20 protein-coding genes and 1 pseudogene are annotated in these 23,093 nt (G+C 38.6%); 4 read left to right on the top strand and 17 right to left on the bottom strand.

What is annotated here, in order from left to right; genetic code table 11:
- Nucleotides 1–388 precede the first annotated feature (388 nt).
- From icd to HF078_RS02095, 3 genes are all read right to left on the bottom strand, one after another.
- The gene (gene icd / locus HF078_RS02105; protein WP_060664806.1) at nucleotides 389–1,657 is read right to left on the bottom strand and encodes an NADP-dependent isocitrate dehydrogenase; all 1,269 of its coding nucleotides are present in this window, start codon (nucleotides 1,655–1,657) and stop codon (nucleotides 389–391) included.
- 115 nt (nucleotides 1,658–1,772) lie between these two features.
- A complete protein-coding gene (gene citZ, locus HF078_RS02100) occupies nucleotides 1,773–2,891 on the bottom strand; it encodes a citrate synthase (protein ID WP_169289654.1) in 1,119 nt (372 codons plus the stop codon).
- Nucleotides 2,892–3,245: 354 nt separating this feature from the next.
- Nucleotides 3,246–3,707, bottom strand: a complete 462-nt coding sequence (locus HF078_RS02095; protein WP_060664804.1) for a DUF441 domain-containing protein — start codon at nucleotides 3,705–3,707, stop codon at nucleotides 3,246–3,248.
- A gap of 179 nt (nucleotides 3,708–3,886) precedes the next feature.
- Between HF078_RS02095 and ytvI the strand changes: the two genes are divergently transcribed.
- Nucleotides 3,887–5,008, top strand: coding sequence for a sporulation integral membrane protein YtvI (gene ytvI, locus HF078_RS02090; RefSeq protein WP_169289653.1), 1,122 nt, complete (start codon nucleotides 3,887–3,889; stop codon nucleotides 5,006–5,008).
- Between the two features lie 630 nt (nucleotides 5,009–5,638).
- On the opposite strand, the gene HF078_RS02085 is transcribed toward ytvI, so the two are convergent.
- The 8 genes and pseudogenes from HF078_RS02085 to HF078_RS02055 all read right to left on the bottom strand — a co-directional run bounded on the left by HF078_RS02085 (nucleotide 5,639) and on the right by HF078_RS02055 (nucleotide 12,427).
- Nucleotides 5,639–6,151 (bottom strand): hypothetical protein, encoded by a 513-nt coding sequence (locus tag HF078_RS02085; RefSeq protein WP_169289652.1) that lies wholly within the window; start codon nucleotides 6,149–6,151, stop codon nucleotides 5,639–5,641.
- A gap of 265 nt (nucleotides 6,152–6,416) precedes the next feature.
- Nucleotides 6,417–6,986, bottom strand: coding sequence for a YIP1 family protein (locus HF078_RS02080; protein ID WP_169289651.1), 570 nt, complete (start codon nucleotides 6,984–6,986; stop codon nucleotides 6,417–6,419).
- A gap of 56 nt (nucleotides 6,987–7,042) precedes the next feature.
- Nucleotides 7,043–8,689 (bottom strand): sodium:solute symporter family transporter, encoded by a 1,647-nt coding sequence (locus tag HF078_RS02075; RefSeq protein WP_169289650.1) that lies wholly within the window; start codon nucleotides 8,687–8,689, stop codon nucleotides 7,043–7,045.
- Nucleotides 8,690–8,968, bottom strand: a complete 279-nt coding sequence (locus HF078_RS02070) for a hypothetical protein (RefSeq protein WP_169289649.1) — start codon at nucleotides 8,966–8,968, stop codon at nucleotides 8,690–8,692. It lies immediately after the preceding gene.
- A 527-nt stretch (nucleotides 8,969–9,495) separates the two neighbouring features.
- Nucleotides 9,496–9,735, bottom strand: a complete 240-nt coding sequence (locus tag HF078_RS02065) for an NUDIX hydrolase (protein WP_169289648.1) — start codon at nucleotides 9,733–9,735, stop codon at nucleotides 9,496–9,498.
- 195 nt (nucleotides 9,736–9,930) lie between these two features.
- The gene (locus HF078_RS02060; protein ID WP_169289647.1) at nucleotides 9,931–10,374 is read right to left on the bottom strand and encodes a GNAT family N-acetyltransferase; all 444 of its coding nucleotides are present in this window, start codon (nucleotides 10,372–10,374) and stop codon (nucleotides 9,931–9,933) included.
- A 236-nt stretch (nucleotides 10,375–10,610) separates the two neighbouring features.
- Nucleotides 10,611–10,793: pseudogene (locus tag HF078_RS20830) on the bottom strand (protein kinase); the annotation flags it as partial.
- 98 nt (nucleotides 10,794–10,891) lie between these two features.
- A complete protein-coding gene (locus tag HF078_RS02055; RefSeq protein WP_169289646.1) occupies nucleotides 10,892–12,427 on the bottom strand; it encodes a multicopper oxidase family protein in 1,536 nt (511 codons plus the stop codon).
- A gap of 214 nt (nucleotides 12,428–12,641) precedes the next feature.
- Between HF078_RS02055 and HF078_RS02050 the strand changes: the two genes are divergently transcribed.
- From HF078_RS02050 to HF078_RS02040, 3 genes are read left to right on the top strand one after another with little or no spacing between them, the layout of a single operon-like run.
- The gene (locus HF078_RS02050; protein WP_169289645.1) at nucleotides 12,642–13,958 is read left to right on the top strand and encodes a spore germination protein; all 1,317 of its coding nucleotides are present in this window, start codon (nucleotides 12,642–12,644) and stop codon (nucleotides 13,956–13,958) included.
- On the top strand, nucleotides 13,951–15,030 hold the full coding sequence (locus HF078_RS02045) for a GerAB/ArcD/ProY family transporter (protein WP_346775301.1): 1,080 nt from the start codon (nucleotides 13,951–13,953) through the stop codon (nucleotides 15,028–15,030). The genes HF078_RS02050 and HF078_RS02045 overlap by 8 nt, the downstream gene beginning before the upstream one ends.
- Nucleotides 15,023–16,090, top strand: coding sequence for a Ger(x)C family spore germination protein (locus HF078_RS02040; protein WP_169289644.1), 1,068 nt, complete (start codon nucleotides 15,023–15,025; stop codon nucleotides 16,088–16,090). The genes HF078_RS02045 and HF078_RS02040 overlap by 8 nt, the downstream gene beginning before the upstream one ends.
- A 373-nt stretch (nucleotides 16,091–16,463) precedes the next feature.
- Here HF078_RS02040 and HF078_RS02035 read toward each other — a convergent pair whose 3' ends face one another.
- From HF078_RS02035 to accD, 6 genes are all read right to left on the bottom strand, one after another.
- Nucleotides 16,464–17,378, bottom strand: coding sequence for a DUF1002 domain-containing protein (locus HF078_RS02035; protein ID WP_169289643.1), 915 nt, complete (start codon nucleotides 17,376–17,378; stop codon nucleotides 16,464–16,466).
- 35 nt (nucleotides 17,379–17,413) lie between these two features.
- Complete coding sequence (locus tag HF078_RS02030) at nucleotides 17,414–17,809, bottom strand: FxsA family protein (protein WP_169289642.1); 396 nt, start codon at nucleotides 17,807–17,809, stop codon at nucleotides 17,414–17,416.
- A 126-nt stretch (nucleotides 17,810–17,935) separates the two neighbouring features.
- Nucleotides 17,936–19,690: a pyruvate kinase gene (gene pyk / locus HF078_RS02025; RefSeq protein WP_169289641.1), complete on the bottom strand. Its 1,755-nt coding sequence runs from the start codon at nucleotides 19,688–19,690 to the stop codon at nucleotides 17,936–17,938.
- Between the two features lie 133 nt (nucleotides 19,691–19,823).
- Nucleotides 19,824–20,783 (bottom strand): 6-phosphofructokinase, encoded by a 960-nt coding sequence (pfkA, locus tag HF078_RS02020; RefSeq protein ID WP_169289640.1) that lies wholly within the window; start codon nucleotides 20,781–20,783, stop codon nucleotides 19,824–19,826.
- Nucleotides 20,784–21,134: 351 nt separating this feature from the next.
- Nucleotides 21,135–22,121 carry an acetyl-CoA carboxylase carboxyl transferase subunit alpha gene (gene accA, locus HF078_RS02015; RefSeq protein ID WP_169289639.1) on the bottom strand — a complete coding sequence of 329 codons (987 nt, stop codon included), beginning with the start codon at nucleotides 22,119–22,121 and terminating at the stop codon, nucleotides 21,135–21,137.
- On the bottom strand, nucleotides 22,115–22,978 hold the full coding sequence (gene accD, locus HF078_RS02010) for an acetyl-CoA carboxylase, carboxyltransferase subunit beta (protein ID WP_169289638.1): 864 nt from the start codon (nucleotides 22,976–22,978) through the stop codon (nucleotides 22,115–22,117). Before accD ends, accA begins: the two co-directional genes overlap by 7 nt.
- Nucleotides 22,979–23,093: the final 115 nt, after the last annotated feature.

Raw genomic sequence — 23,093 nt, 5'->3', positions numbered from 1 at the left:
TGGACAGCTCTTACACCGCTGTTGATTTACGCACTGGGCTTCGCTTTCCTAGGGGCACTGCTGGAGCCTCCTCGGCTTTCGCCTGCGGGGTCTCCACCTAGCGCTATCTCCCTCAGGAGTCTTCGCCTTTTGCTCCAATCACCAGCTAGGAATCATAAAAAACTTTACGTTATCAGTTTTTCAGTAGCCTCGCTTTGCCTGGGAGTCTCCACCTAACGCTATCTCCCTCAGGACAAGGAAGGCTTCGGCAGCAATTCATCGCACGAAGAAAATGCGTAGCATTTTCGAGGAGTCTTCGCCCTGTGCTCCAATCAACAGCTAGTGAATTTTTCAAATGTACTTATTTTTAAAAAGCAAAAACCCATCGAGAGTTTTTGCTTTTTTGAAATTACATGTTTTTGATTAGTTCGTCACCAAACTCGGAGCATTTTACTTCTGTTGCGCCGTCCATTAGACGTGCAAAGTCGTAAGTTACTACTTTAGAAGCGATGGATTTTTCCATTGCATCTACTACAAGTTTAGCAGCTTCTGTCCAGCCAAGGTGCTCAAGCATTAATACACCGGAAAGGATAACAGAGGATGGGTTTACTTTATCAAGACCAGCATATTTCGGAGCAGTACCGTGTGTAGCTTCGAAAATTGCGTGACCAGTTTCATAGTTAATGTTTGCTCCAGGAGCGATTCCGATTCCACCTACTTGTGCAGCAAGTGCATCAGAGATGTAGTCACCGTTTAGGTTCATTGTTGCAACAACATCGAACTCTTTTGGACGAGTAAGAATTTGTTGTAAGAAGATATCAGCAATGGAATCCTTTACTAGGATTTTGCCTTCTGCTTCTGCAGCTTCTTGAGCTTTATTCGCAGCATCTTTACCTTCCGCTTCCGCGATACGGTCATATTGTGCCCATGTGAATACTTTATCGCCGAATTCTTTTTCAGCTAGCTCGTAACCCCAGTTTTTGAAAGCTCCTTCTGTGAACTTCATGATGTTTCCTTTGTGTACTAGTGTTACAGACTTGCGGCCATGCTCAATTGCATAATTGATTGCACCACGAACAAGACGGGAAGTACCTTCTTCAGAAACCGGCTTGATTCCGATACCGGAAGTTTCAGGGAAACGGATTTTGTTAACTCCCATTTCAGTTTGAAGGAAGTTGATTAGCTTTTCTACTTCCTCTGAGCCTTTCGCATACTCAATTCCAGCATAGATATCTTCTGTATTTTCACGGAAAATAACCATGTCAGTATCTTCTGGACGTTTAATAGGAGAAGGAACTCCTTGGAAATAACGAACAGGACGTAAGCATGTGAAAAGGTCCAACTCTTGACGTAATGCAACGTTTAGAGAACGAATTCCACCACCAACTGGAGTAGTTAGAGGACCTTTGATTGCAATTATGTACTCACGGATATCATCAAGTGTTTGACTTGGTAACCATTCACCAGTTTGGTTAAATGCTTTTTCTCCAGCCAATACTTCTTTCCAAACAATTTCCTTTTCACCATTATATGCTTTTTCAACAGCTGCTTCTAAAACACGGGATGCAGATGCCCAAATATCAGGACCAATTCCGTCTCCTTCGATGAATGGAATAATCGGGTTGTTAGGTACGTTTAGTACGCCATCTGTAACAGTAATTTTTGTTCCTTGTGTCAAAGTAAAAACCTCCTAAGAAATATGATGACATTAGATGTTTGGGAAAGGGATTGCCCTTCCCCTTGTATTATAGCAAAAATTCAATCAATGTATCTTGTTGTAACATCAAGTTATATTAGCTGCGTTTTTCAATTGGTACATAGTCCTGCTTGCCAGGGCCAGTATAATCTGCACGCGGACGGATTAGACGGTTGTTGGAATACTGCTCAAGGATATGCGCCAACCAACCTGATACACGGCTTACAGCAAAGATTGGTGTGAATAAGTCATGATCGATTCCTAAAGAATGGTACACAGAAGCACTGTAGAAATCAACGTTAGGCGGAAGCGGTTTCTCGGAAGTTACGATTTCTTCCACTTTTACAGACATATCATACCATTTCGGTTGTCCTGTCAGATGAGTAAGTTTCTCGGACATTTCACGCAAGTGCTTCGCACGAGGATCTCCCTGACGATATACACGGTGACCGAAGCCCATAATTTTTTCTTTATTAGCAAGCTTTTCACGGATATAGCTTTCCGCGTTTTCTACTTCTCCAATTTCAGAAAGCATCTTCATTACCGCTTCGTTTGCTCCACCGTGCAATGGACCTTTTAACGCTCCGATTGCAGCAGTAACACCAGAGTAAACATCAGATAATGTCGCTACACATACACGTGCAGTGAAAGTAGATGCATTTAACTCGTGATCAGCATGAAGAACTAATGCTTTATTAAATGCTTCAATCGCAACCTCAGATGGCTCATCTCCAGTTAACATGTATAAGAAGTTAGCTGCCATGCCTAGGTCAGTTCTTGGAGCAATCGGGTCTAACCCTTTACGGATTCTTGAGAACGCTGTCACAATTGTCGGCATTTTAGCTTGCAGGCGAACTGCCTTGTGGTAATTTACTTCAGTATCCATGTTATCTGCTTCTGCATCGTAAAGACCAAGTAGTGATACTGCCGTACGTAAAGCAGCCATAGGGTGAACTTTATCAATTGGATAAGTTTTAAAGTGATTGATGACTTCATCAGGAAGCGCAGCATTTTCAGCTAATTCTTTCTTCAGTGAAGCCAATTCTTCCTTGTTAGGCAATTTTTGATGCCATAAAAGATAGATTACCTCTTCGAAGCTAGCATGGTCTGCTAAGTCATCAATGTTGTAGCCAACATACGTTAGTGTGTCGTCAATAATGGAACTAATAGCGGAAGTTGTTGCTACAATTCCTTCAAGACCTTTAGTTGTTGTCATTTCAAACCTCTCCTTTATGTGAAAATTTCTTCAAATCCTTATCTACCATTGTCCATCCGAACGCTTGCTCACCATAATGATAAAAATTAATGATTTGTATAAATATTAAGAGTAATTCATTAATTCAGAATCTAGCAAACTAAGAAAATGCTTACATTTCCATTCATAAAAATATGCGCCATATCCACTATGTTCATGGGTGTGCGCGCATTTTCGGCGAACAATGTTTCTCTTGCTAAGTAGGAAGGAAGTGTCCTTGTCCCTATTATAAACAATTATCTGACTTTTGTGAATGAAAAGAACGAAAGTCCTGCAAAAAATATTATCACGAAAAAATAATTTGTGAAAAATCCCCTATGTGAAATACTCCACTACCTTCATTGCAAGATAAGCTATTCCTGCACCAATCAACGGGCCTACAGCCACTCCATTAAACAAGGAAACCGCAAGAATAGTACCAAAAACCAAGGCCGTTGTAATATGGGGATCATTGGCAAGCAATGTTAACCCGCTTTTTGCAATCAGCGCCACAGCTATACCAGCTCCTAACGCCACCCAGGCATAGGAAGACTTCAACGCTTCTTGTAATTGCTTGAATCCTATATCTCCTGTAGCAATTGGAACTAAGACTGCAATGGTAATAATCGTTACTCCCCAATTTATCCCTTTGGACTGCAGATATGGGAATACTTTATTATCCAGACCAATAACTTTAATAACAAGCAATACTGCTACAGCAAACATCAATGATGGATTCTTAGCAATAAAGCCGATTAATAGAAGTATTAGTAAAAACACGGTAGCTTGACTTATCATTCTGTTTCATCCTTCCAAAACCAGACCCTTTTTCCATACTACCATAATAAAATACGAAAGAAAAAGAATTGAGATCGTACAGAATTTTCCTAATTTTTAAATATAAAACTATGAAAACAATAAGTCAGGTTGTAAAATATGGAGTAAGGAAATTCCGGTACTCATAAGGGGTGTTATGATTGAATTGGAATTATGTACATATCGTTTTTCGTCTCCTCCTAGTGCTTCTCATCATCACGATTGGTCTTGTTTCATTTTACTATCTTTTCTCCATTGCCTATCCTTTCATCATCGCATTAGTTCTAGCTTTCTTAATTAACCCGCTCGTTAACTTACTAGAAAAGAACGGAAAACTTCCAAGAAGTTTAGCCGTTTTCCTCTCCATCATGGCTTTGTTCGCAACGGTAGTTGGTGTCGTCACATTATTAATTGTTGAGATTGTTTCTGGAACTGAGTATTTGGCTAAAGTAGTGCCGGGACATTTTGAAACGTTGGTTGTCTATATGGAGCAGTTTGTTGTAACTAAAATACTTCCTTTGTTCCAGCAGGTCAGTACTATGTTTCATAGTTTGGAGGAGGATCAACAACAATCTCTCTTGACAAATATTGAAAATATTGGCGGAACGGTTGCCAGCACAGTCGGTGAGTTCATCCAATCCTTTTTAACCAACCTTCCAAAACTCATCACATGGATTCCAAGTGTTGCAACAGTCTTAATTTTTTCTTTATTGGCAACTTTTTTCATCAGCAAGGACTGGTACAAACTTAAAGGAAGACTAAAGAGAATCACTCCAATTAAGGCACAAGGAAGTCTTACAAAAGTGTTTGTAAGCTTAAAGAAAGCCTTCTTCGGTTTCATGCGGGCACAAGCCACGCTGATATCCATCACTACCATCATTGTATTAATTGGATTATTAATATTACGGGTTGAATACGCCATTACCGTTGCCTTAATCATCGGATTGGTAGACTTGATTCCGTATCTTGGAACTGGGCTCATTTTTGTTCCGTGGATTATCTTTTTAGCCATTAGCGGGAATTTACCATTAGCTATTGGACTTGGAGTCCTTTATTTAATAGTCATCGTGCAGCGTCAGTTGATGGAACCAAAGATATTATCATCTAGTATCGGCCTTGATCCTCTGGCGACATTAGTAAGTTTATTTGTCGGTTTCCAGCTGATAGGCTTCCTCGGCCTCATTGTTGGGCCTGTGACGGTAGTCATTTTTAACACCCTTTGGAATGCAGGTGTGATAAAAGATATCTATCTATTCATAGTCGGGAAGAATAGGGTGGTATAATAATAGAAGAAATTTTCTTGTTGGGTTAATCATCGCTGTTCCTTTTCGCAAATGGCGTCCTTTTCGCGGGACGGTGCTTGAGCCTTCCCGCTAGGCTGCATGAGCTCAAGCTAACGTTACTCCCCCGCTGGAGTCTTTGCCATTTGCTCCAATACACAGCTAGAAAATACGTTAAGATATGTTAATACTTTTTCAGATAACTCTATTAAATGAACAGGTTCTGATACCTGCCATAAAATAAGCATGCATATGAAGATGACCATCAAATTGTAGTTGAATTGGGTGGTCATTTTTTTGAATTGAGAGCATTGTGAAGACATTATTGGTTGTATTTGTGGTTTCTGTAAGTCTGCAAAAAGGACCGTAACTCGAAACACCAATTGATAAGAAAATATTGCTGTAAATAGAAAATTGATTTATTGGTTACGGTAATGCAAAAAAAAACGCAGGATCATCTCCTACGTGTGCTGTGGCTTTTTAATATGAATTATCTGGAGCATTAGAGCTCTTTTTTAAAAACATCCCTACGCTTATCATAATGGCACCAATAATGCTCGTGAAAAAAATCAGCATAGTAAAAGTCTCAAGCTACTTATTTCCCCTGATACTTTAGTATTCTTTGTGAAAAATTTATCTATTTACTAAAGTTAAAGAATTTGCAATCTTAATCAATTCTTCTTGTGAATACAGTTCATTTCCTTCTTGATGGGTAAAAACAATAATGTTATAGTTTAATCCTTCATCGTTTAGGGATAAAGTTTGTCTGTTGTTAACATATGAATAATACCCTTCTCTTCCACCACTTAATGCTATTTGTTCTAAATTTGAATGATTTGAATTTCTATTGTTCAAAATTGGTGTCATTTCTATAAAGATCAGTTCCTCGAAATAACCACCAATTCCAATTGATAAAGCAAAATCATTGGTTTTGGCATCTGCTAATCTTTCGGGCAACTCTTCTATAATTTGAATGTAGTCATATATCCTAACTTCCTTTACATCATAAGGTAAATAAGTTGGTAGTTTAAAATCATATGGAAATTCTTCAATACCCTTTAAACTATGGACTATTGGGTGTTGGGAAGTTTCCTGATTACAACCTGATAATATAAATACCAAGGCTATTAATATTTTTAATCGCATAAATACCCCCTAAAAAACCTTTTTCTTCATTACAGTAATCCTGCGTTTGATTAATTCCAATTATTTCATAATCAAAAGATTCCTACAATAAGTTATTTTCTCTGTCCAATATAGAAAACAGGAGCTGATCCTTGTTCCTGGAAAGCGCAAGACTTGAAAAACGATCTTTCGCTATTGCATTCGTAAACACATTTAGAAAAAGCAGGTTATTTTCATACTAAAAACCCCCACATTTTGTGAGGGCCATGTAAACATTATTTCCATATCAGGCAGCAGGCGGCAAGATTAAATAATAAACACTTGAAAAGAATAAAAAGGCAATCAATACAGCCCCATAAGCCCTCCATGAATTTAGTTTCTGGGATATTTGTATAAAACGCACAGAAACGAAGTACATCCATAATAAAGAGACTACCAGAAGGATTGTCAATATTATTGATAACTCCTCACCTGTGCTTAATGCAACAATTGATGGTAAGCCAACAATTGAAGGAACAAGGGCAAACGCGGTAAGCCGGTTTATGATGCCCATAAACCCCTGACCGCCAAATGCTTTCCCTCCTGCCCACAATAAAAGAGTAAGGCCTAGTCTGGTGAGATACACCATCCCCGTTCCTGAAAGGAGGAGGAATAGGTAGACAGCTGATTGCAAAATGGAAGAGTCGAATGTAAGATATTCTTCCGGCACTCTCAAGTAGATTACCGATCCATAACAGATGCCAACGACAAATGTAAAAATAAATGCCCATTTGTTATATGCTTCACTGGAAGCAAGCTTTTCTGCCGCTTCCTTATCTAAAAAAATCGCTTGAAAAATAGATGATAGCTTATTCATTTATCTCCCTCCTTTGACAGAAAAGGAGAAGGAATGAAAAATCCTTCTCCTTTATGTTAGAATTGCCAAGGTGTCAAGGCCCAAATTAAGGTCAATGCACTAGCGATTACAACAATAATAGCACCAGTCAGGCTATTATATCTGGCTGGATTCACATCGCTCCATCCGTGAATACGTTCAATCAATTTGTGGTCTTCTCGTGTGGTTAATTTATTTTGCAGAGAAGGCATTTTGTTTGTAATCATGGAAACTACCACTAAAATAATGAAAGCGATTGGCACGCATAGCATAGCTCCCGATACACCTAAACTGTCTGTCAGCCCATGGCCGCTCACCACAATACTCGGAAATACAAAAGGAGAAACAATCACATAAATAGTTCCTGAAATGACTACAGATGCAATGGCCCCATATTTATTGGCTCCCTTCCACCAGACTCCCATCAGGATAACCGGTGCATTCGTAACCGCTGCAAGGCCAAAAGCCCATAGAATACTCACTACAAGAAAGGCAGGCGGTTTTACAGCAAGCAAAACGCTTGTTATCCCCCCCAAAGCAATCGCTGCGTATCCCAAACGCACCTTCGTTTTAGAAGTAATATCCGGTAATAATGTTGCAAAAATATCTTGTGATAAAAGAGCGCCGATTGCTAGCAGGTTTCCGCTTAAGGTGGAAACACCGGCAGAAATTGCACCAGCAATAACCAAAGCTGTCACCCATTCAGGATTATAAACAAGATTAAGAATGATGGTAAGTTTGTCAGCGTCAGCAGCCGAAATCAAATTGCCGTTGGAGCTGTTAAAGAACACACCAGCAAACCCCATTGTATAAGTTGCCGAGAAAACAAATCCAAGAACTAAAGCAAACCAAACCATTGCCTGGCGTGCACTTTTAAGACTTGAAGCTGTGTAGATGCGCATGGCTAGATGAGGTAAACCTAAAGAACCAAGAGTCATTGCTGGAATGAGGGCAAAATACCATTTCGCATCAAATTGATAATCAAAAAAGTCTGGAACCGCTTTCAACATTGCCGGCACCATATCTGCATACAATAGCGGAGGGAAAAACCAGCCAGAAGAGCCCATTGCCTTCATAATTGCACCCAGCGGTATGACAAACATGAGAGCAATAATGACCATTTGAACTGCGGCATTGTTCGTAGCCCCTCTCATTCCGCCGATAGTTACATAGCCTGTAATCAAAAGCCCGCCGACAAATAATCCTGTCATATAAGGAATGCCAAATAGCATTTCAAATGTCTTTGCTATTCCAATCATTTGCCCCAATGCATACATGATGGAAATTAAAATCATCCATAGAGCAACTATGACAGCTGCGGATTTCCCATATCTTTCTTTAACAAAGTGTGCAGGTGAAAAAGCGCCCATTCTTCTCAGGCTTGTACCATAGATAATTGTTATTAATGGGATTGCCAATATCAATTGAATCCATAAAAATATGAATGGTATTTTTAAATTTAGAATTAGCCCGGTAACTCCTAGAAAAGTTGCCAAACTCATATATGTAGCAGCCATTGCAAGGCCGTTCGTGATTGCTCCCACTCCACCTCCAGCCACATATAAATCTTCAACAGATTTACTTCTCCTGTTTGAAATCCAGCTAATTACATAAAATAATATAAAGGTAAGTGCTACAACTATAAGCCCAATAATTGGATTTTCCATTTGCCACGTTTGGTCCATTTACACAACCTCCTTGTCCACATGAGCTTTAAGCTGCTGGTTCTGCTTATTCTCTGTTTCAATAGCCGCATCAATTTTATTGCCGATTTTACCTGCAACAATTGTTAAAAGCACAACTCCAAACCATCCTACAACAACAGGAACAATATACATTATTGGGAAACCAAACCAATTACCTTCAACAGGGAAAATAGTAAAGATTAGTCCCATGTTACCAGCTAGTAAAAATAGCGCAGTCATTCCGATCGTAAACCATACTTCTTTTTGATAAGCCCCCATATAATTCCTCCTAGTTATTTTATTGTGAGCGAGCGCTCAATCGTTGTTCGTTGCAAAGCGACCTCCTCTCCAAAAAATTCCTGATGTATAACAAAGTTGTCTTGTAGTAAATATTATACAACAAATTTATTAGAAAGTTTTAAATTTTTTTAATATTCCTTTTAATAATCTAGAACACTAAATGTCCATTTCCATGAAATATTCTTTCACTCAGAGTATATAATCTTATAAACACATCATGAAAGTCCGCTTGTTCATCCTGTGGAATACCGTTAATTTTGTTCTAAATTCATATGCTCGATATTCCCAAGCCTTTTTATTTTTTATACTTTTTTCCATCATCTAGCAGTACTCCCCCTCATTAGAACTTTGATAAGCTGCACCAAAAATGAAAAAGACGCTTATCCTTGTACCGGGATAGCGTCCTTTCGAAATTACTGTAATATATTCTCATTCTTAGAATCACTTAATCCTTCTTCACCTAATGATCCATTAAACGGAAGATCATAATTAAGGGAAAGCAACAATTATATTTCACTAATGAATTTCTTATAATCTTCAATAAATGGTTTGTTAGTGGGAGAAATATTTACAGGTAATTCATCTATGTTATAAAACCTAATTTCGGCACTTTCTATTCCATCAGCTTTTAAATGCCCACTAAAAGTTGATGAAAAAAATACTACATTAACAAAGTAAACCTCGTCACCATTCGGATAAATGTGATGTTGCTGCCCGCCAGAGTAAACATTAATTGGTCCCCCCATTTGTTCTCTTATGTATTCCTTATCGAAGCAACCTGCCCCATTAGCACAATAAGAGAACTGCCTTCTTCTACAATAGCTCCAGATTGCGGAATAGTGTTATTAAACTAACGCACCCTGCTATTATATCGATAATTGGTTTGTTTAATTTTACACCTGTCTTTTCTTAACCAATTAAAAATGCATCTACCTCTATAACTATAGTTTGATGTTCCTATGCAAGAAAATGATTCTTTCTATTTCTTCAAAACCATTTTTCTTATAAAATTCTTCCGCAGGTATACCTCTATCTGTGAGAAGTGTAATGCTCCTTATATTACTGCTATGAAGCTCTTTTATTAAATGATTTAACATCGCTCTTCCAATACCCTTATTTTGACATTTTGTTTTTACACACATTTCATTAATAAAAAACTCATCTCCGCTCCACCATACTCTATTTACACCAAAAATAAAGCCGAGAATTTCGCCGTTTTCTACCGCTAAAACACCTAAGAATCCAGGTGTCTGGTGAAAACTCAGTAAATATTTTTTAGCCTTTGTGAATGTCCATTCATCATTCCAAGGCTCATCATTAAATACTTCAATAAATGTTTCCGTACATTTAATTAAATCATTTTTGGCTAATAGTTTAAATTCCAAGGTAAATTCTCCTTATTGTTAAATGTATTATTAAAACCACATTAACCATTTATTTATGGATTATTCTACACAAAAAACAAAACTCCTTATTCTGCTAAACTGCCCGATTGCTTAATACCAATTATTTCAAAAACAACTGTTATACTCAATCTTTTATTTTCATTCAATATAAAAAATCACGCTCAAATTCGAACGTGATTTTTTAAAAGTATTTGCTGTAGAGGGCTATTCTCCAAATATAGAAAGTTTGTATACGCAACTTCTTCTAACTGTTCATCATATGTTTTATAGTTCGTTATTCTAGCGAAGAAGTTACCCTGTACTGTAGTACACTGATACATTTCATATGTTACTAATTTAATCTCACTAAAATCTATTCCATATATTTTGTTGAGCAATTCTAGTATCTTTGCTTTCATAAAAAATAACTCCCGTCCCCTGGTTATTCCAAAAAAACACTTCATATAATACGATACGGAACGGGATCTGTTCTTACGTAATTTATTTATACCTTCTACTATCTAGGCAGAACATAATAAGGACGCATCATTTCATAGTCTTCATGCTCCAGAATATGACAGTGCCATACGTACAACCCGCTGAATGGAGCAAACTGGACAATGATGCGGGTTATTTCTTTAGGATTTGCTCGCACTGTATCTTTCCATCCTTGTTCATTCATATCTGGGGGTTGTCGGGGACCAGTAGGAACAATTTTCTTTTCTTTTTCATACAATTCTCCATCAAACGGCTGCCGATCGAGAATTTGAAAACGTACCAAGTGTAAGTGAATAGGGTGCGTAGCTTTAGTTACATTAATGAAACTCCAAATCTCAGTACTCCATAAAGTAGGGGTTTCCGTAACAGGATCCATCCAAAGGCGATCGTCTAACAAATGAATGGAGCGCCCGTACTGATCCGGTCTCGTAGAAAGTAATAAATTTCTAATTTTCTTATTAGGACTTTCTTTTAATTTTGGAATATATTTCAAACAAAAAGGCAGGCTACCAACATCTTGGTCTTTCAACTTTTTAATTACACGGATTTGCATGATAGATCCGGTCGTTTCTGGATTTGGTTTTTCACCTTGAGGAAAAGGCGACTCGGCATCGTTCCTTATAGTAATTAACTCTCCACTGGAAGACGAAAAATCCACTAGGACATCCGCTCTCTCCGCTGGGGCCAAAAGTAATGAAGGAACTTCTACAGGATGCGCCAATAGTCCCTGATCGGAACCAATTTGAATGAATGGCATCCCGTTTGAAAATGACAGTCGATAAAAACGGGAATTAGAGCCGTTCAGAATACGAAACCGATAGAGACGAGGCTCCACGTCGAGATAAGGCCATATCTTTCCGTTTACCAAAATGGTGTCACCAAAGAAATCCGGTAAGATGGAAGGGTTCACTTCAGAGTTAGGTGGATCTGGTTGTGCAGGATAATAGAGAGCGCCATCTGCTTGAAAAGATCGATCTAGGATAAGCAAAGGAATCTCGTAAGGCTGTTTTGGCAGATTCAGCAGTTGTTCTTCTTCATCATAAATTAAATATAAACCAACAAGACCAGCATAAATATTTAAGCGGGTAATGCCCATTGCATGGTCATGGTACCATAAGGCTGTTGCATCCTGGATATTAGGATAGGTATATAGCTGATTGGTAAAGTACGATCCAACTTGTTTGAATCCTCTAGTAAACCAGGCCTCGGGATAACCATCACTTGTATCAGGAGTCACACCACCGTGAAGATGGACCACCGTCCGGACTTCCGGTTTATTTTTTTCTGCTCCATGAATGGTAGTATCTATCGGGAGAAAGTGTTTAAGCGGCAGTTCATTTTTCCACAATACATGGATCGGTCGATTTTTCCAAACCCTGAAGGTTGGTCCAGGAAACTCTCCATTGTACCCCCATATTTTTGTAGGAGGTAAATCTCTGTGGAGCTTTTTCAGCGATTGAACCATACTCACCTCATAGTAAGGTACATGGTTTAGGATACATATGGGTTGAATGGTTTTCATAATCGGAAGTGGATCTACAAATTTTTCAAGCATGAAAATCCCCCCTTCTCGATTTTATCGCTTTTTACAAAGAAATAGACCTAAATATGTGAAAGCAAATTGAACCTCACCTGGGTCTCTAATAAAAAGCACCCTTTACAAAGAGAGCCAACTCCCCCTTGTTCATACATGGAACCCTCACATATAAATAAATAGATAAGGAATAATAAAAACATAATAGACCAGATGTTGAAAGGACTTTACATCCATGAATTCTTTAATAAGAGAGGTTAAGGATACGTTAGGGAAAAATGATGATTTTTTTATGGAAACATACATGTTCAACCATTTCCCTGTTTTTCTTATAGGACTTAAAAGCCTTATAGATTTACCTAAAACATTGGATGGCATTAGAGCATATGCTGATCACCTCGAGGACTTTCCTGAAAAATTGATTAGTTTAGGAGAAAAGAAAAGCGAGCGAAAAGATGTTATTCAATTAATCCTTGAAGGTAAATTAATCCTAGCCTTTGAAAATAAACATTTCGTCATAAGCGTTGAGCCATATTCCTTCACACTCAATCGCTCTATTGATCAGCCTATCAACGAAAGTATTATCCAAGGGTCTCTCAGTTCTTTTATCGAAGATCTCAATACAAATATTGGCTTAATAAGAAAGCATGTAGCATCAGAGAGTCTACATGTAAAAAATTACTCATTCGGATCAATTCGAAAAGGATTATCATTGGTGTATGTCGATCAGCATGTGGATCCCAACCTCATTACCACCTTGATGAAAAAACTAGATATAAATAAGGATAGGGACATTCAATCTATACAAGATATCATCAAATTACTAAACCTTAAAACATGGAGTGTAGTAGCTCAAATAAATACGACTGAGCTACCTCAGGAGGCATCTCATTCATTAAAGAGAGGGAAGGTTTTGCTCCTGGTTGACAGGCTACCATTTGCCATTGTTCTTCCAAGTAGCATTTGGGACATGTTTATTCTTGAAAGTGATCGTAATTTTTCCGTTCCCATCATGTTGACTATAAGATTTATACGTATAGTCGGGATACTTATGACTCTTATCGTTCCAGGATTATACGTAGCTTTAGTCGCAGTTAATCCTGAAGTGTTGCGAATCGAATTAGTATTATCCATTGCACAAAGCCGTGAAGGAGTACCCTATCCCTCCATAGTAGAAATGATTATCATGCTGATTATCTTAGAATTGATAGTGGAAGCAAGTGTGAGACTACCCAAAAGCATCGGACCTACGATAACGATGGTTGGAGGAATCATACTTGGACAAGCGGCTGTAGAAGCTAAGTTAGTCAGCAATTTAATCATTATTATACTTGCTGCGACCACCATTGCGAACTCAACCATCATTGGATTTCAAAATATACTTTCTATCCGTCTTCTTAAATACCTGGTTTTGATACTGGCGGCATTCTACGGTGTTCTCGGAATCCTTGTGGGTTTGTTTTTAATTTGTTCTTACCTGGCAAGTATTAAAACATTTGGAATTCCGTATATAAATTTTCAACTTTCAAAAGGGGATAGTAGAAGTGGATAAAAACAGGCAAGTCATCGTTATGTACTTTCTCGTTCATATGGGTTTGATATTTTTTATGTATCCAGCTGATATTATCGCAAGTACAGATCAAGCACATTGGATTCCTATTTTGGTGGGGATTATCACACATTTTACACTTGTGTTTATTTACTTAAAGGGACTTAGTTACTTTCCAAATAGAAGTATTATTTCTATTTACTCCCAAAAAGGAAAAATAATATCTTTTCTTTTTTTAATTCCTATTCTGTTATATTTTTTGATGTCTAAAATAATTATAGTGAGGGCATTTGCTGAAATCATTAATATTGTCTTTCTATCTAAAACCCCTCTTTGGGCTGTAATGGCGTTAATGATATCTATATCATGTTATTTGGCGATGCTTGGTATTGATACAATTTTTAGAACAGGTTTTGTGTTTTCGATATTGCTATTCCCTCTCATTCTCTTCATTTTGATGGTTTCTTTGCAGAACATTGATTTGCATTATGTTTTTCCTTTATGGAATAGCGACCTTTCCTTTTTAACAGACTCATCTTTCTATAAAACGTTCTTAACCATTGGCGGGGGCTTTTTGTTTCTTGGTTTTATTCAACCAACACTAACCTTTCAACGGAAGAAAATTCTTATTTCATTGATTGTGATTATACCTTGCTTTATACTTTCCGTTTATGTACCCATACTTACATATGGACAAGCTACTACTGAAACTTTCATATTTCCTTTTGTCATGACATTGGATTCTATAAAAGTTGACTGGTTAATGTTCGACAGGGTAACGATGTTTTTTATACTTAGCTTAATAACTTTCATTATGTTATTCATTTCATTAATTCTTTGGAAGACGATGAGCATAGTTCATCACTATCTTCCTTTTATAAAACCTAATTATGTAGTTCTCTTTCTTTCTCTTCTTGTATATAGTATCTGCTTATATATTCCAAGTTGGGACGTGATAGAGTCTCTCTTTATATGGAGTACTCCTCTCAGGCTCTATGTCATCTTTACAGTTCCCCTGTCCATTATCACACTAGGCTTTTTATCGAAAATCGGAGGCTATCGACAGAATGTATAAACGACAACTAATCATCATAATTTTTTTTATGCTGAGTACACTAAGTGGTTGTTGGGATAACAAGGATATTGATCACCGTGTTATGCCAATTGTATTAGGGATATCTAAGGAAAGTGAGAAGTATAAGGTCTTTCTCCAAATCCCCACGCCCGAGAATGGAACCATTCAGACTAAAGTGGTTTCTGGTACAGGACGAACCCTCAATGAAATTATTGACTCCATAAGTTCCGATATGGAAAGTGATTTAGATTTACTTCATGTGAAGGTTATTGTCGTAGATAGAGAATTAGCTGAAGAAGGGTTAAAGGATCTTATTTCTGGTTTTTTGAGATCAAGAGAAGTTGCTTCAAAAGCATCTTTAGTTATTTGTGATGAGGACATTGATAATTTTTTTTCAAAATTAGATCAGCAAGAAGGATCAATGGCTATAGCCTTATTAGATTATTTTGAAAAGAATGCGGGTTGGGATCCTCATATTGCGTTAACCAGAGTATGGGAGGTATACAGAAGTATCCACTCCTATACTTTAGATGTAGCTGTACCTATCATGACACTTGGTGAAACTACTTTATTTAAACAATTAGGTTCTGCGGTTATTAAAAATGGGAAAATGGTGGGTGAGATAAATTCAGATGAAACTCTGCTTTACAATGCCTTCAACGGTGAAAAAACTCAAGGGCAAATTGAAGTATTAGATGACGCAAGTGTTCTAATTCTAAGTCAAAAGTTACATCATAATAGTGATTTCACTAATCGTAAGCCATTATTATCTACCACGCTTACCTTTAATGTGATGATCTTAGAGACGCGTGGCAACCCTAGCACTGAATTAATAAAAAATGAATTGATTCAGTTGCTTGAGGGTAGATTTGAGCGAATGTTTGCAAGCGCACAGAAAAACCAGTCAGATATTTTAGGAATTGGTCAGTACTTTCGAAACGATCTTTCTCGAGAAGAACTTAAAAATTGGCGTAAAGAATTTTATCCTGATTTAACGGTGGACTTAACGGTTCAGGTTGATATCCAGAACAGTGGTAATTTAAAATCACCTACAAAATAGACAATTCAATTTGTAAAGAGAAAATAGCAGGCAGGAAAAACATATTTTCCATTGCCTGCTTCCATCTTCTTTCCCCCCTACTAGTTAGTTCATCACCCATTTATCTTCAAAAACATCACTCTTGCAATAATAAACGCGGCAACTACGATACAAGCCAGTGCTCCCTAACATGATGCCAAAGCTTAGTTCCATTGTAGGGAAAGGCGCGTATACGTCCGTAGAAGGAAGGGACAGTTGAGACCCCACAGGCGCAAGCCGAGGAGACTCCCGGACCGCTCGCAGGTAAGCGAAGCGCCTGGAACGCAAATCAACACGTTTTAGCGAATCCACTAAAAAAAGGCCACCCACAAAGGGCAGCCTTTTTCAGATAGTACTATTTAAACAAATCAGCAATAGACTGGAACAGGTTACGGAAAAAGTCTTGAACTCCCTGCCAGAAACCTTCATTTCCTACTACTTCGTCAATTTTATTTTTAATGTCTGTAGAAATTTGCTCTAGCTGAGTTTTCACACTATCAAAGTTGATATTCAACTCACGCATTTTTTCAAAAAGATCAATCAACAGTTGTCGATCTTCTTCACTTAACTGGATATTCAACTTAGCTAATTGTTCTTCTACGATTTTTTCAACATCTTCTCTTGTTGCAGGATTTTGCTCTGCAATCTGCTTTTTAATTTCCGTAAGCAACTCACTGACTTTTTCACTGTCCATGCCTTCTTCTTCTGCAAGCTTGGTTGCAATGGACAATTCTTCGTTTGCTACTTCCATGCGATCTTTATTTAGTGCTTCTCCGCTTACTTCATAAGCTTTGTATATACCTACAAGTGCCGAATGACCACTAACTTTCACTGGAGACGCGACGATAACCTCTGCATCCTCAATTCCAGCTGTCAGTAGGGCATTAGCGTACATATCATCTGTTACTTGTGTGATATTTTCAGGAGTGGCTCTAGTAATGACAAGCCCTTCCCCTTTTTCTTTTCTGGTAATTTTAGCAGAAGAAAACATACGGGCATTTCTGTCTTCTCCTTCAATATAGGTAACAAGGTCTTCTCCTGTTACCGTAATTTCTTCAACCATTTCAGGGTTTTTCACATTTAGATGTTCGCGCACTTCCTGTTTTTGATCATCATTCAAGGTTCCACCGTATACGACAATTGGAAGGCCAAACTTTTCATTGATGCTTTCTTCCTCATCTTCTCCACCGGCAGCTTGTACAACATTCGATAATGTAAGGCCAGACAAAACCAAGGTCAACACTAGCAAAACTTTCAACCAATGCTTCATTTCATTTCCCCCAAACTAATAGGATCATTTACTCTTTATTTTCTGTTAATGACAATAAATTGTCCGCGGTCCATTCTGTTTCTGATTGCACGCATAATGGACGGTTTAATCAAATTCCTTGTTGGTGGTAAAAGTAAGGCAAAACCAATCGCATCTGTGATGAATCCTGGAGTTAAAAGAACAACACCACCAACTAAAATACATAAACCATCAATAATAACATCACCAGGCATCTGACCGCTGTTCATTTTCTCCTGGGCACTTCTAAGAGCAGAAACTCCCTGGTATTTTGCTAACCATGCTCCTAAGACACCAGTAAGGATAATTAACATAATCGTTGGTATTGGACCAATCAGTTTTCCTGCTGTAATAAGAAGCCATATTTCAAGTGCTGGTACAACTATAATCAACGCTAATAAAATTCTGAACATAATAGGACAACCCCATTTCTATTAAAAACAAGCTACCAATTAATTATAGCAAATGTGAAAGAATTACTCTAATATAAACAAACCCCTCTCCCAGCATATGCCAGAAAGAGGGGGTTATGTCCTATATTATAATACGTTTGCGTGACCTGTATAAATGGTACCGCGGGAAGAATCAACCGTGATTTCTTGACCGTCTTGTAGAATAGAAGTAGCTTCTTCTACTCCAACAATGACAGGGATTCCAAGGCTTAATCCAACAACAGCAGCGTGACTTGTTAGACCACCTTCTTCTGTGATAAGAGCAGATGCTTTTTCTAATGAAGGCATCATGTCTTTATCAGTGCCTGTTGTTACGAAGATAGCTCCGTGTGTCATTTTTTCAGCAGCTTCTTCTGCAGTCTTTGCAACAACTACTTTTCCGTACGCAGATTTTCTACCGATGCCTTGTCCGCTTGCAAGAACGTCACCAACAACATGAATCTTCATCAAGTTTGTTGTACCTTTTTCGCCAACCGGAACACCTGCTGTAATAACAATTAGGTCTCCGTGAGAAACGATTCCTGTGTTCAATGATTCTTCTACTGCTACTTCTAACATTTCATCTGTTGAAGTTGCTTGACGACCGATGCGTGGGTAAACACCCCATACTAGAGCAAGTTTACGGGATACCGCTTCACAAGAAGTAACAGCAACAATCGGTGCTTTTGGACGATACTTGGAAATCATGCGTGCAGTATGTCCGCTTTCTGTTGGTGTTACGATTGCTGAAACATCCAAGCTGATTGCCGTGTAAGCAACAGATTGACCAATGGAATCCGTAACAGTCAGAGCAGCTTGTTTGCTGTGCTTTGTAAGGATTTCTCCGTATGCTAACGCCTGTTCTGCACGGGAAGCAATGTTGTGCATTGTTTGAACAGCTTCAATTGGGTATGAACCAGCTGCTGTTTCACCAGAAAGCATGATAGCGTCTGTTCCATCAAAAATTGCGTTTGCTACGTCACTTGCTTCTGCGCGAGTTGGACGTGGGTTGCGTTGCATCGAATCAAGCATTTGAGTTGCTGTGATGACAGGCTTTCCAGCAAGGTTACATTTTTTGATAAGATCCTTCTGTACAAGAGGTACTTCTTCTGCAGGGATCTCTACACCAAGGTCTCCACGAGCCACCATCAACCCGTCAGATACTTCCAAGATTTCGTTGATGTTATCAACACCCTCTTGGTTTTCAATTTTAGGGATAATTTGAATATCAGTAGCGTCATGTGCTTCCAATAATTCACGGATTTCAAGGACGTCAGATGCACGGCGAACGAAAGATGCCGCAATGAAATCTACTCCTTGTTCAATACCAAAACGAATGTCGTTCGCATCTTTTTCAGTAATACCAGGAAGGTTTACTTTTACACCAGGAACGTTTACACCTTTTTTATTTTTCAATGTACCAGAATTTAGGATTTTCGTTCTGATTTCGTTGTTTCCTACTTCAAGTACTTCCAATCCGATTAGACCATCATCCAAAAGTATACGGGAACCTGGATGTACGTCTTCCATAAGTCCAGGGTAAGTAATGGAGAACTTTTCAGTAGTACCAATTACTTCTTCCATAGAGATAATAATTTCATTTCCTTGTACTAATTCAATCGCACCATCCTGCATAGTGTGCGTTCTGATTTCCGGACCTTTTGTATCTAAAAGAATTGCAACATTTTTCCCTGTGCGCTCCACCGCTTCTCGAATATTGCGGATACGAGCTCCATGCTCTTCATAGTCACCGTGTGAAAAGTTCAGACGGGTAACGTTCATTCCTGCTTCCATCAGCTGGATTAACGTTTCCACGCTTTCACTAGCTGGTCCAATCGTACAAACAATCTTGGTTTTTTTCATGTAAAATTTCCTCCTAGTTATATACCGTACTTTTCATTTCGTCCTCTTATATTATAAAGCAATAGAGTGGCATTACACCAACGATAGCCTCAGATAACCTGGTAATGAAAACGATTCCAATGCGCTTATCATACTAAATGGAAAGCTCTTTAGAAAGGTCGTACATCTTGTCATCGATTGTGTGTGTTTTAGAAAGTGCTTCAATGATATCATGGTCAACTAGCACATTACTTTGAATCCCCACACATCTGCCGCCTTTACCATCCATAAGTAGTTCCACTGCACGTGCACCTAATCGACTTGCCAAAACTCTATCAAATGCAGTTGGTGATCCACCGCGTTGGATGTGACCAAGTACACTTACTCGGGTTTCGAAATTTGTCTCGTCTTCGATTTTCTTACCGAACTCCACTCCGCTGCCTACTCCTTCAGCTACGACGATGATACTATGCTTTTTCCCTCGCTCTGTTCCGCGCTTCAGTCTTGCAATCACTTCTTGCATATCATCCTTCGCTTCAGGGATAAGAATGGTTTCCGCCCCACCTGCAAGACCTGCCCAAAGTGCAATATCTCCTGCATGACGTCCCATCACTTCAATCACGTATGTACGCTCATGGGAAGTGGCGGTATCACGAATTTTATCTATGGAATCGATAACTGTATTTAGCGCCGTATCAAATCCAATTGTAAAATCAGTACCTGGGATGTCGTTATCGATCGTGCCTGGCACACCAATACATGGATAGCCGTGTTCGGTCAACTTTTTAGCACCTTGATAAGAACCGTCCCCACCAATTACAACTAAAGCTTCAATGCCATGCTTTTTGAGGTTTTCAATACCCTTAAGCTGACCTTCTATTGTTTTAAATTCTTCACATCTCGCAGAATATAACATGGTACCGCCTCGATGAATGATATCACCAACAGAACCTATTTCAAGCTTTTTGATATCTCCATCAATTAATCCAGCATATCCACGATAGATTCCGAATACCTCGATGTCATGAAAAATAGCCTTTCTTACTACTGCACGGACCGCAGCATTCATACCTGGTGCATCTCCACCACTTGTCAGAACGCCTATTCGTTTCATTCTATTTTCACCTCTTGAGCTAATTTACCTATAAACGTATACCCAAACATATATTTTATTAGAAGAATGAGTACCATGTAAAGCCTCTTTATTCAAAATTAACATGAAGGTATGTCGAAAACAACTGAAAATTGTCGATGAAAAGTTTTGGATGCGCTGTCATTTTCCATTGTTGACATTTTGGTCAATTTTATTATGTATACCTGTATATTTTATAGGTATTCAAACTTTTAGCTCTTCCATTAAGATACCCAGCTTATTCCTTCCTATCCAAAAGAAAACAGGAGGAAAATAACCTATTCCCTCCTGCTGAAAAGCCTTTTGTGTTGTATATGGAATAACTACGATCATCTACTGGTTGATTTTTTCGGGCTTAAGCTGCTCTTTAAACGAGAATGCACCAATTCGTTTATATTTTGCATAGCGGTGTTCGATTAATTCTTCTGCAGTCAATGGCATGAGATCTTGAAGGGACTCTTTCAATATCTCTTTAATTCCTTTTGCTTGTACATCTACATTTTTGTGGGCACCGCCCTTAGCTTCTGGAACAATTTTATCAATGATTCCTAAATCATGCAGATCAGGTGCAGTAATCCTCATAGATTCTGCTGCTTTCTTGGCGAGACTGGCATCTTTCCAAAGAATAGCCGCCGCTCCTTCTGGCGAAATAACAGAATAAGTAGAGTTCTCAAGCATGTGTACATGATTGCCGACACCAAGTGCAAGGGCTCCGCCGCTTCCGCCTTCACCAATGACAATACAAATTACCGGCACTTTCAAACCTGCCATTTCAAACAGGTTCTTGGCGATGGCTTCACTTTGTCCACGCTCTTCCGCAGCTTTCCCAGGGTAAGCACCCTTCGTATCAATGAAGCACACGATAGGACGGTTGAATTTCTCTGCCTGATACATCAATCTTAATGCTTTGCGATAGCCTTCCGGGTGCGGCATGCCGAAATTCCTGCGAATATTTTCTTTCGTATCCTTCCCACGCTGATGCCCGATAATGGTGATAGGTACGCCTTCAAATTTTCCAATCCCACCTACGATTGCTTCATCATCGCCATAGTATCGGTCTCCATGTAATTCTAAAAAGTTCGTGAAAACACGTTCAATATAATCCAATGTGGTGGGGCGTTCGGGATGTCTGGCTATTTGGACGCGATCCCACGGACTTAAATTTCCATAGATATCTGATTCTAGTTTTTCTAGTCTTACTTCAAGTTTCTCAATTTCACTAGTAAGATCCATATCGCTATTTTTCGTGAACTCTTTTAATTCACCTATTTTCTTGCGAAGTTCTACAACCGGTTTTTCGAATTCCATTTCTCCTACCATCTCGTCTCCCCTCCTCCCTGGTGAATATCTAATACATTTGTTAAGGTTTCTTTTAATTCAAGACGAGGAATAACAGCATCGAGTTGACCACATTTCAATAAAAATTCCGCCGTTTGAAAGTCTTCCGGAAGATCCTCCCGAATGGTTTGCTCAATGATACGTCTACCGGCAAACCCTATTAAAGCTTTCGGTTCTGCAAAATTATAATCTCCTAATGATGCAAAACTTGCAGATACACCACCAGTAGTTGGATGAGTCATCACCGAAATGATCAACCCGCCACTTTCACTATGAAGTTTTAAGGCACTACTAGTTTTCGCCATTTGCATCAGACTTAAAACACCTTCCTGCATTCTTGCACCACCAGAAGCAGTGAAAATAAGGAAAGGCACTCTCTTCTCTTTTGCCTTTTCGATGGCACGGGTGATTTTTTCACCCACTACCGATCCCATGCTTCCCATACGGAAAGTAGAATCCATTACAGCAACAACAAGCGGGAAACTATTAATCGTTCCCTCACCAGTTACAACCGCCTCATTGATTCCGGTTTTCTTCCTGTCTCCTTCTAGTTTCTCCAAATAGTTTGGGAAATTTAGAGGATTTTCAGAAACCATATCCACATCATATGCGGTAAAGCTGCCTTTATCCAATATGCTTTGAATTCTTTCTTTTGCATTCATAGGATGGTGATGGCCACAGTGTAGACAGACCTTCAGATTTTTCATTAACTCTTTTGTATACATTATTTTTTTACAGCTTGGACATTTGGTCATAATTCCTTCTGGTACATCTTGATTTGCTTGTTCCGATGGAATGGATGCGTATTTTTTCTTCTTTGTGAACAAATCCTTCAACAAAACAACAGAACCTCCCTTAATTACAGAAACTTGTTACTTAGTTTTGGTATTTGGTACTAATAACAGGTCAAAATATAGGTAAGTAAGGCTGTTAACATTATTTCAATAAACAAAT

The sequence above is a fragment of the Bacillus sp. RO2 genome (assembly GCF_012911845.1).
Lineage (GTDB): Bacteria > Bacillota > Bacilli > Bacillales > Bacillaceae_I > Sutcliffiella_A.
Note: the sequence above shows the minus strand (reverse complement) of the source record. Positions and strands in the feature narration are given on the sequence as shown.

Excerpts from the sequence above, each read along its gene's own strand:
- accA (WP_169289639.1), bottom strand. The coding sequence starts at position 22,121 with ATGGTAGGAGAAATGGAATTCGAAAAACCGGTTGTAGAACTTCGCAAG.
- HF078_RS02035 (WP_169289643.1), bottom strand. The coding sequence starts at position 17,378 with ATGAAGCATTGGTTGAAAGTTTTGCTAGTGTTGACCTTGGTTTTGTCT.
- HF078_RS02065 (WP_169289648.1), bottom strand. The coding sequence starts at position 9,735 with ATGGGGGGACCAATTAATGTTTACTCTGGCGGGCAGCAACATCACATT.
- HF078_RS02085 (WP_169289652.1), bottom strand. The coding sequence starts at position 6,151 with ATGCGATTAAAAATATTAATAGCCTTGGTATTTATATTATCAGGTTGT.
- HF078_RS02095 (WP_060664804.1), bottom strand. The coding sequence starts at position 3,707 with ATGATAAGTCAAGCTACCGTGTTTTTACTAATACTTCTATTAATCGGC.
- HF078_RS02075 (WP_169289650.1), bottom strand. The coding sequence starts at position 8,689 with ATGGACCAAACGTGGCAAATGGAAAATCCAATTATTGGGCTTATAGTT.
- HF078_RS02040 (WP_169289644.1), top strand. The coding sequence starts at position 15,023 with ATGTATAAACGACAACTAATCATCATAATTTTTTTTATGCTGAGTACA.
- HF078_RS02070 (WP_169289649.1), bottom strand. The coding sequence starts at position 8,968 with ATGGGGGCTTATCAAAAAGAAGTATGGTTTACGATCGGAATGACTGCG.
- HF078_RS02050 (WP_169289645.1), top strand. The coding sequence starts at position 12,642 with ATGAATTCTTTAATAAGAGAGGTTAAGGATACGTTAGGGAAAAATGAT.
- citZ (WP_169289654.1), bottom strand. The coding sequence starts at position 2,891 with ATGACAACAACTAAAGGTCTTGAAGGAATTGTAGCAACAACTTCCGCT.
- HF078_RS02030 (WP_169289642.1), bottom strand. The coding sequence starts at position 17,809 with ATGTTCAGAATTTTATTAGCGTTGATTATAGTTGTACCAGCACTTGAA.
- pfkA (WP_169289640.1), bottom strand. The coding sequence starts at position 20,783 with ATGAAACGAATAGGCGTTCTGACAAGTGGTGGAGATGCACCAGGTATG.
- pyk (WP_169289641.1), bottom strand. The coding sequence starts at position 19,690 with ATGAAAAAAACCAAGATTGTTTGTACGATTGGACCAGCTAGTGAAAGC.
- HF078_RS02055 (WP_169289646.1), bottom strand. The coding sequence starts at position 12,427 with ATGCTTGAAAAATTTGTAGATCCACTTCCGATTATGAAAACCATTCAA.
- HF078_RS02080 (WP_169289651.1), bottom strand. The coding sequence starts at position 6,986 with ATGAATAAGCTATCATCTATTTTTCAAGCGATTTTTTTAGATAAGGAA.